The sequence below is a fragment of the Actinomadura sp. 1N219 genome (assembly GCF_044326405.1).
Taxonomy (GTDB): domain Bacteria; phylum Actinomycetota; class Actinomycetes; order Streptosporangiales; family Streptosporangiaceae; genus Spirillospora.
On record NZ_JBIRAY010000023.1, the window covers coordinates 43,344 to 53,895 of the forward strand.

1 protein-coding gene is annotated in these 10,552 nt (G+C 72.2%); it reads left to right on the plus strand.

Translation table 11 applies throughout. The features are described from left to right. The first annotated feature begins 6 nt into the window (after positions 1-6). On the plus strand, positions 7-10,518 hold the full coding sequence (locus tag ACH35V_RS39695) for an SDR family NAD(P)-dependent oxidoreductase (RefSeq protein ID WP_395980048.1): 10,512 nt from the start codon (positions 7-9) through the stop codon (positions 10,516-10,518). Positions 10,519-10,552 lie beyond the last annotated feature (34 nt).

The following is a 10,552-nucleotide window of genomic DNA, read 5'->3' on the forward strand; positions in this document are numbered from 1 at the left end:
AACACCGTGGACGCATCCGTCGAGGAGATCGTCGAGGCGCTGCGCGACTCGCTGGTGGAGAACGAGCGGCTGCGCCGCCGCGCCGACCGGCTGGCGGACGCCGCCGCCGAACCGATCGCGATCGTCGGGATGGCGTGCCGCTTCCCCGGCGGCGTCGCCACCCCCGACGACCTGTGGCGCCTCGTCGCGGGCGGCGTGGACGCGGTCACCGGCTTCCCCGCGAACCGGGGCTGGGACCTCGCGGGCGTCTACGACCCGGAGCCCGGCGTGCCCGGCAAGAGCTACGTGAACCAGGGCGGCTTCCTGCACGACGCGGCGGAGTTCGACCCCGCGTTCTTCGGCATCAGCCCCCGCGAGGCACTGGCGATGGACCCGCAGCAGCGGCTCCTGCTGGAGGTCTCCTGGGAGGCGCTCGAACGCGCTGGAATCGACCCGGTCACCCTGCACGGCAGTCGGACCGGCGTGTTCGCGGGTGTCATGTACCACGACTACGGCAACAGCTCCAGCAACGGCAGCATCGTCCCGGGCCGCGTCGCCTACACGCTGGGTCTTGAGGGCCCGGCGGTGACGGTGGACACGGCGTGCTCGTCGTCGCTGGTGGCGTTGCATTGGGCCGTCCAGGCGCTGCGGTCGGGCGAATGCTCGCTGGCACTGGCCGGTGGCGTGACCGTCATGGCGACACCGGAGACCTTCGTCGAGTTCAGCGAGCAGCGCGGCCTCTCGCCCGACGGCCGCTGCAAGTCGTTCTCGGCGTCGGCGGACGGCACCGGCTGGGGCGAAGGCGCCGGCGTGGTGCTGGTGGAGCGGCTGTCGGACGCTCAGCGGAATGGTCATCCCGTGCTGGCGGTGGTGCGGGGCTCGGCGGTCAACCAGGACGGCGCGTCCAATGGTCTGACCGCGCCGAACGGCCCGTCGCAGCAGCGGGTGATCCGCCAGGCGCTGGCGAGCGGCGGCCTGGACGCCGCCGACGTGGACGCGGTCGAGGCCCACGGGACCGGAACGAGCCTGGGCGACCCGATCGAGGCGCAGGCGGTGCTGGCGACCTACGGGCAGAACCGTCCCGAGGGGCGTCCGCTGTGGCTGGGGTCGATCAAGTCGAACGTGGGCCATGCGCAGGCTGCGGCGGGCGTGGCCGGAATCATCAAGATGGTCCAGGCGATGCGGCACGGCGTGCTGCCGAAGACGCTGCATGTGGACGAGCCGTCCCCGCACGTCGACTGGTCGGCGGGCGCGGTCGAGCTGCTGGCCGAGGCCCGGGACTGGCCGGTGGACGGACGACCGCGCCGGGCCGGGGTGTCGTCGTTCGGGATCAGCGGGACGAACGCGCACGTGATCCTGGAGGAGGCTCCCGCCGAGGAGAGCACCGGGGACCGCGAGGTGTCGGGTGGTGTGGTCCCGTGGGTGATCTCGGCGAAGTCGGCCGAGGCGTTGCGGGCGCAGGCGGAACGGCTGCGCTCCTACGTGGGCGCGCGTCCGGAGCTGAAGCCGGTGGACGTGGGCTGGTCGCTGGCGACCGGCCGGACGGCGCTGGAACACCGAGCGGTGGTGGTCGCCGACGACCACGCCGCTGGGCTGGCCGCGCTAGCTGAGGGTGAAGCGTCTGTCGGACTGGTGACCGGTGCCGCGGTTGCTGGCTCAACGGCGTTCCTGTTCTCGGGGCAGGGCGCGCAGCGGCTCGGGATGGGCCGGGAGCTGTATGAGGCGTTCCCGGAGTTCGCGGCTGCCTTCGATGAGGTGTGCGCCGCATTGGACGGTCATCTGGACCGTCCCTTGCGTGACGTGATCTGGTCGGACGCCGAGCTGATCGATCAGACGATGTTCACGCAGGCTGGATTGTTCGCCGTCGAGGTGGCGCTGTTCCGGCTCCTTGCTTCGTGGGGTGTCCGTCCCGATTTTCTGGCCGGGCATTCGATTGGCGAGTTGGCAGCGGCACATGTGGCCGGGGTGTGGTCGCTGGACGATGCGGCGAAGCTGGTGGCGGCGCGCGGACGGCTGATGCAGGCCCTTCCGGCGGGCGGCGCGATGGCGGCGGTGCAGGCTTCTGAGTCCGAGGTCGTCGACCTGCTCGGTGATGGGCCGGTGTCGGTGGCGGCGGTGAACGGCCCGGCGTCGGTGGTGGTATCAGGGGCCGAGGACGAAGTCGCCCGCATTGTTGAGCACTTCAAGGGGTTGAGGCGTAAGGCGTCGCGGTTGCGGGTGTCGCACGCGTTCCACTCGCCGTTGATGGACCCGATGCTGGACGAATTCCGCCGCGTCGCCGAAAGCCTGAACTACGCAGCCCCGGCCATTCCGATCGTGTCGACCTTGACCGGTGCGGTTGCGGAGCCGGAGCAGCTCGGCTCGGCGGAGTACTGGGTGCGGCATGTGCGGGACGCCGTTCGGTTCCACGAGGGCGTCCAGGCGTTGCGTTCTGAGGGCGTGTCCCGGTTCGTCGAGGTGGGCCCGGACGGGGTCCTGACCGGGATGGCGCAGCAGAGCGTCGAGGCCGAGGACGCGGTGCTCGTCGCGGTGCAGCGCAGGGACCGTCCAGAGCAGGACGTCCTTCTCCAAGCGGTCGCGAGCCTGCACGTCTCGGGTGCGGCGGTCGACTGGACGGCGGTCTTCGCGGCCCGTGACGGTCGCCAGGTCGAGTTGCCGACCTACGCGTTCCAGCGCCAGACGTACTGGCTCGCCCCGCGAACCGGGGAGGCGGACATCTCATCGGCAGGGCTCGACGTGGCGGGGCATCCGCTCCTGGCCGCCATCGTGACGTCCCCGGACTCCGATGGCGTCACGCTGACGGGCCGCTTGTCGGTGGACGCCCAGCCCTGGCTCGCCGATCACCGGGTGCTCGGCAACGTGCTGCTGCCCGGGACGGCGTTCGTCGAGCTCGCGATCCGGGCGGGGGACGCGGTCGGCTGCGACGTGCTCCGGGAACTGACGCTGGAGGCGCCGCTGGTCCTTCCCGAGCAGGGCGGCGTCGCGATACGGGTGACGGTCGGCGAGGCGGCGGACGAGTCCGGAGACCGGTCGGTGAGCGTCCACTCCCGTCCCGAGGACGCGTCGTCCGGAGATGGCTGGACCCGGCACGCCAAGGGCGCGCTCGGCACGGCCGGTCCGGCGGCGCCCGCCTTCGCTCTCCCGGCCTGGCCGCCTGCCGACGCCACCGCGATGGATATCACCGGCGCCTACGCCCGGCTGCTGGACGAAGGCTACGGATACGGGCCCGTCTTCCGCGGGCTGCGGGCGGCCTGGCAGCGCGGCGACGAACTGTTCGCCGAGGTCGCACTGCCCGAGGAGTACCGGGATGAGGCCGAGGGATTCGGCGTCCATCCGGCCCTGCTGGACGCGGCCATGCACGCCGAGCTGCTTCACCACGACGCGCAGAGCGGAGACGAGACCCTGCTCCCGTTCGAGTGGAGCGGGGTGCGGCTGCACGCGTCCGGAGCGTCGGTGCTGCGCGTCCACACCCGTCTCGGACGCGGCGATGGCAGCGCGTCCATGACCCTCGCTGACGAGTCCGGACGCGAGGTCCTCGCGGTGGAATCGCTCGTGTCGCGGCCGGTGTCGTCCGGGCAGTTGCGCTCCGCCGACGGGACCGGCGGCTCGCTCTTCCGGATCGGATGGACGCGGCGCCCGCTGCCCGAGGCCCCGGACGGCGCGGACGTGACGGTCTGGACGTGCCCGCAGGCGCGCTCGGGCGAGGTACCGGCGGATGTGCGTTCGGTCGCGGGCGAGGCGCTGTCGGCGATCCAGGGTTGGCTGGCCGGTGAGGAGTCCGCGGGTTCTCGGCTGGTGGTGGTGACGCGGGGTGGGGTGTCGGTCGCCGGTGAGCCGGTGGAGTTGTCGCAGGCTCCGGTGTGGGGTCTGGTGCGGGCGGCTCAGGCGGAGCATCCGGACCGTGTGGTGCTGATGGACGTGGACGACGATCCGGGTTCGATGCGGTTGGCGTTGGCGGTCACGGCCTCCGGCGAGCCCGAGGCGGCGGTGCGCGGCGGGGAGCTGTGGGTGCCGAGGCTGACCGGGGCGTCGGTGGAGGGCGGCCGCACGGTCGATGACCCATGGGCCGGGCACGGGACGGTGCTGGTCACCGGCGGTACGGGCGGTCTGGGCGCGTTGGTGGCCCGGCATCTGGTGTCGGCGCACGGTGTGCGGCGTCTGCTGCTGACGAGCCGGCGGGGCATGGACGCGCCCGGCGCGACCGGGTTGTGCGCGGAGCTGGCGGATCTGGGCGCGGAAGTGACGGTCGCGGCGTGTGACGTGTCCGACCGGCGGGCGGTGGCGGACCTGCTGGCCGCGATCCCGGACGAGCAACCGCTCACCGGCGTGATCCACGCGGCCGGTGTCATGGACGACGGTGTCTTCTCCTCCCTCACCCCTGAGCGAATCGATGCCGTCCTGGCGCCGAAGGCGGACGCGGCGTGGCATCTGCATGAGCTGACCGAAGGCATAGTCCTTTCGGCGTTCGTGCTGTTCTCGTCGGCGGGCGGGCTGGTGCTGGCCGCCGGGCAGGGCAACTATGCGGCGGCGAACGTCTTCCTTGACGCGCTGGCCGTGCACCGGCGGGCGAAGGGGCTGGCGGCGACGTCGATCGCCTTCGGTCTCTGGGACGTCACCACTGGCCTCACCGCCGCCGAGATGGACCGGGTGGGGCGGCTAGGCATGCCGGCCCTCACGGTCGAGACGGGTCTGGCGTTGTTCGACGCGGCGTCGTTCGCGGACGAAGCCGTCCTGGTGCCGGTTCAGCTCGACCGGAAGGCCCTGCGCGCAAGGGGCGACACGGTTCCGGCGCTACTGCGCGACATGTCCGGCGGATCACTGCGTCGAGCCGTGCAGGCACAGCCCCAGAACGCCGAGGCGATGACGGGACGACTCGCCGGGCTGCCCGAGGCGGAACGCATCGAGACGCTGCTTCAACTCGTCCGGACCCACGTCGCCTCAGTGCTCGGACACGGTTCCGCCGACGCCGTCCAGCCCGAGCGTCCATTCAAGGAACTCGGTTTCGATTCGCTTTCGGCGGTGGAGCTGCGTAATGCGTTGCGCGGTGAGACGGGTTTGCGGTTGCCCGCGACGTTGGTGTTCGACTATCCGACGGCGCGTGCTGTGGCGGGCTTTTTGAACCAGGAGATCGCCGGGACGAGCGCCGCCGTGGCGGCGGTGACGCCGGTGGGCCGGGCCGCGCAGGACGACGATCCGGTCGTGATCGTGGGAATGGCGTGCCGGTATCCGGGTGGTGTCGGGTCTCCGGATGATTTGTGGCGGCTGGTGGCCGATGGAGTGGACGCGGTGTCGGGGTTCCCGGTCGATCGCGGCTGGGACGTGGACGGGCTGTACGACCCGGTACCGGGTCGCGCGGGCAAGAGCGTCGCGCGCGAGGGCGGGTTCGTGTATGACGCGGCGGAGTTCGATGCGGATTTCTTCGCGATCTCACCACGGGAGGCGGCCGACACCGATCCGCAGCAGCGGTTGTTGCTGGAGGCGTCGTGGGAGGCATTGGAGCGGTCGGGGATTGACCCGTCGTCGTTGCGGGGCAGCGCCACGGGCGTCTTCGCCGGATTGATGTACCACGACTACGGCCTAGGTGGAGATTCCGCCACGACAAGCGGCGGCAGCCTGGTTTCGGGTCGCGTGGCCTATGCGCTGGGCCTGGAGGGTCCGGCGGTGACGGTCGACACGGCGTGCTCGTCGTCGCTGGTCGCGCTGCACTGGGCCGCGCAGGCGCTGCGTTCGGGCGAGTGCTCATTGGCGTTGGCCGGTGGCGTGACCGTGATGTCCACGCCAAATATGTTCGTGGAATTCAGCGAGCAGCGGGGGCTTTCGCCGGAGGGCCGTTGCAAGTCGTTCTCGGCGTCGGCGAATGGCGCCGGGTGGGCCGAGGGCGTCGGCGTGGTCCTGGTGGAGCGGTTGTCGGACGCTCGCCGCAACGGTCATCCGGTGCTGGCGGTCGTGCGGGGCAGCGCCATTAACCAGGACGGCGCGTCGAATGGTCTGACTGCGCCGAACGGACCGTCCCAGCAGCGGGTGATCCGCCAGGCTTTGGCGAACGCGGGCCTGAACACCGGTGACGTGGATGCGGTGGAAGCGCATGGCACCGGCACCACGCTGGGCGACCCGATCGAGGCGCAGGCGGTCCTGGCGACCTACGGGCGGGACCGGGAGCCGGAGCGTCCGCTGTGGCTGGGGTCGATCAAGTCGAACATGGGCCACGCGCAGGCCGCCGCCGGAGTGGCGGGGATCATCAAGATGGTCGAGGCGATGCGGCACGGCGTCCTGCCCAAGACGCTGCACGTCGACGCCCCGTCCCCGGAGGTGGACTGGTCGGCGGGCGCGGTTGAGCTGCTGACCGAGACGCGCGAATGGCCGGTCAACGGGCATCCGCGCCGGGCCGGGGTGTCGTCGTTCGGGATCAGCGGGACGAACGCGCACGTGATCCTGGAAGAAGCTCCCGCTGAAGAGGTCACTGAACGCGAGGACGGTACCGGTCGCGCGGTGCCATGGGTGATCTCGGCGAAGTCGGCCGAGGCGTTGCGGGCGCAGGCGGACCGGCTGCGCTCCTACATGGGTGCGCGTCCGGCGCTGGAGCCGGTGGACGTGGGCTGGTCGCTGGCGACCGGCCGGGCGGCGCTGGAACACCGAGCGGTGATCGTCGCCGATGACCACGCCGGTGGATTGGCCGCACTTGCCACGGGTGAACCGTCCGTCGGACTGGTGACCGGTGTCGCCGTTGCTGGCTCAACGGCGTTCCTGTTCTCAGGCCAGGGCGCGCAGCGGCTCGGCATGGGCCGGGAGCTGTATGAGGCGTTCCCGGTGTTCGCCGCCGCCTTCGATGAGGTGTGCGCCACGTTGGACGAGTACCTGGTTCGGCCGATTCGAGACGTGATCTGGTCGGACGCAGAACGGCTCGATCAGACGATGTTCACGCAGGCCGGGCTGTTCGCGGTCGAGGTGGCGCTGTTCCGGCTCCTTGCTTCGTGGGGCGTCCGTCCCGATTTTCTGGCCGGGCATTCGATTGGCGAGTTGGCGGCTGCGCATGTGGCCGGGGTGTGGTCGCTGGACGATGCGGCGAAGCTGGTGGCGGCGCGCGGACGGCTGATGCAGGCGCTCCCGCCGGGTGGTGCGATGGCGGCGGTGCAGGCGTCCGAGGACGAGGTCATCGACCTGCTCGGCGACGGGCCGGTCGCCGTCGCGGCGGTGAACGGGCCGGACTCGGTCGTCGTGTCGGGGGACGAGGACGAGGTCGTCCGGATTGTCGATCACTTCGCCGCCCAGGGCCGCAAGACGACTCGCCTCCGGGTTTCGCATGCATTCCATTCGCCGCTGATGGACCCGATGCTGGACGACTTCCGCAAGGTCGCCGAAAGCCTGAACTACAAGGTCCCGACCATCCCGATCGTGTCCAACGTGACCGGCGGGGTCGCGGCGCCCGAGCAGCTTGGCACGGCCGAGTATTGGGTGCGGCATGTGCGGGACGCGGTCCGGTTCCATGACGGTGTCCAGGCGTTGCGTTCTGAGGGCGTGTCCCGGTTCGTTGAGGTGGGGCCGGACGGTGTCTTGTCGGCGCTGGTCAGGTCGGCGCTGGACGAGGCCACGGCCGTCCCCGCGCTGCGCGGCGGCCAGGACGAGCCGACCGCGCTCCTCACCGCGATCGGGCACCTCCACGCCAGCGGCGCGGACGTCGACTGGCGCGCGGTGTTCACCGGACGGGGCGCCCGCCGGGTCGAGCTGCCGACCTACGCCTTCCAGCGGAAGCGGTACTGGACGGACGCCGCCGCGACGTCGGGCAACGTGTCGAGCCTCGGCCAGATAGCGGCGGAGCATCCGCTGCTGGGCGCAGTGGTGGTGGCGCCGGAATCCGGCGGGGTCGTGTTGACGGGCCGCCTGTCGGTGGACACGCAGCCGTGGCTGGCAGAGCACGAGGTGCTGGGCGCCGTGGTGTTCCCGGGCGCGGGTTTCGCGGAACTGGCGATCCGGGCCGGTGACCAGGTCGGCTGCGACGTGCTGGAAGAGCTGGCGATGGAGACGCCGCTCGTCCTGCCCGAGCATGGCGGGGTGGACGTGCAGGTCGTGGTCGGGGCGCGGGACGAGTCCGGAACGCGGCCGGTGAGCGTCCACTCCCACCGGGACGGGGCGGCGGCCGATGAGTCGTGGGTGCGGAACGCGGTCGGCACGCTCGGTACCGGGGCCCCGGCGCCCGGTGCGGAGCTGGACGTGTGGCCTCCGGTGGGGGCGGCCCCGGTGGACGTCGGCGACGCGTACGCGCGGTCGTTCGAGCGAGGCTTCGACTACGGGCCGGTGTTCCAGGGGTTGCGGACGGTCTGGCGGCGCGGTGACGAATGGCTGGCGGAGGTGGCGCTGCCGGAGGACGCCGCCGCGGTCGCCGACAGGTTCGGGATCCATCCGGCTCTCCTGGACGCGGCGGCGCACGTCCGCTGGCTGGACGACGACGCCGCGGAGGAGGGCGAACTCCGGCTCCCGTCCGACTGGCGTCGTGTCTCGCTCCATGCGACGGGTGCGACGTCCCTCCGGGTGCGGGTGGCTCCGGCGGAGGACGGCGACGGCGTGTCCCTGCTGATGGCGGACGAGACAGGACGTCCCGTGCTCTCGGCTGCGGCGCTGGCGTCGCGGAAGGTCACGGCGGATCAGCTCCGGCCGACCGGCGAGGAGTTCGTCGATTCGCTGTTCCGGGTGGAATGGTCGCCGGTCCCGGGAACTGCGGCCTCAGCCGTGTCCTGGACGACGTGGGACGAGGTCCAGGCCGTGGCCGCCGCCACGGAGCCGGTCCCGGACGTCGTCGTCATGACGCCCCGCGCGGGCACCGACGCCGAGTCCGTGCACGCCGCCGCGCAGGAGGTCATGGAGGTACTGAAGGCGTGGTCGGCCGGCGAGCGGTTCCGTGAGTCGAGACTGCTCGTCCTCACCAGCGGGGCGGCGGCGCTGGACGGCGAGGACGTCTCCGACCTGGCGGGCGCGGCGGTCGGCGGCCTGGTCCGCGCGGCGCAGGCGGAGAACCCCGGCGACGGCATACTCCTCGCCGACATCGCGAACACGACCGGCGAAGGCCCGGCCGGACCGGCCGCACCGGACGTTGGCGCGATCGTGGCATCCGGCGAACCGCAGGTGATCATGCGCGACGGGGTCGTGCACCGGGCGCGGCTGGCCAGGGTCCCGGTCGTCCGGCCGGGGACGACGCCGCCCGCCGCGACGTTCGGCGACCGGGGCACCGTGCTGGTGACCGGCGGGCTCGGCATGCTGGGCCGCCTGGTGTCACGGCACCTGGTGACCGCGCACGGCGTCCGCTCGCTGCTGCTGGTCGGGCGCCGGGGCATGGAGACGCCCGGCGCCGCCGAGTTCCGGGAGGAGCTGGCGGGGCTCGGCGCCGAGGTCGCGATCGCCGCGTGCGATGTCGGCGACCGCGACGCGGTGGCCGGGCTGCTCGCCGGGATACCGGCGGACCGTCCGCTGACCGGGGTCGTCCACACGGCCGGTGTCCTCGACGACGGTGTGATCGGCTCGCTCACTCCGGAGCGGCTCGACCGGGTGCTCCGCGCCAAGGCGGACGCGGCGCTGCACCTCCACGACCTCACCCGCGGCATGGACGGGCTGTCGGCGTTCGTGCTGTTCTCCTCCAACGCCGGGGTCTTCGGCAACGCGGGCCAGGGCAACTACTCGGCGGCGAACGCGCTGCTGGACGCCCTGGCCGCGCACCGGCGGGCGAACGGCCTCCCCGGCCAGTCGCTGGCCTGGAGCCTGTGGGCGGACGGCAGCGACATGACCGCCGGGCTCACCGGCCTCGACCGGGAGCGGATGCGCCGGACCGGGATGATCGCGCTGACCGGGGAGCGGGGCGCCGCGCTGTTCGACGACGCGGCCGCGGTGGACGAGGCGCTGCTCGTCCCGATCCCCCTGGACGAGCACGCCGCCCGGATGAACCTGGACGAGCTGCCGTGGATGTTCCGCGGCCTGTTCCGCGGAACCGGGGCGGCGCGTCCGGCGGCGCGGGCGTCCGCGGACGCCCGCCAGATCCTGGAGCGGCGGCTCGAAGATCTCGCCGAGCACGAGCGCGACGCGGTCCTGCTGGAACTCGTCAGCGGCCGGGTGGCGACGGTGCTGCGGCGCGGCTCGGCCGGCGAGGTCGACCCGGACCGCGCGTTCAAGGAGCTCGGGTTCGACTCGCTGATCTCGCTGGAGCTGCGGAACGCGCTGAACGCGGCGACGGGGCTGCGGCTGCCCGCCACCCTCGTCTTCGACCATCCGACCGCACGGGCCGTCGCCCGGGAGATCAAGACGTCGATCGCGCCGCGCGAGCACGACGCGACCCGGCCCGTCCTCGCGGAGGTCGACCGGCTGGAGGCCGCGCTGGCGGCCGCGGCCGCCGCCGGCGGCGACCACACCAGGATCACGGCCCGCCTGGAGGCGCTGCTGAGGTCCTGGCAGGACAGGGACGACGGCGGCGCGGAGCCCGAACCGGACTCCGGGATCGACTGGGCCGACGACGACGAGCTGTTCGAAGCGCTCGACAACGAACTGGGCATCTCCTAGCACCGTGACCCGCGATGGCATCGGGATTGGCTGA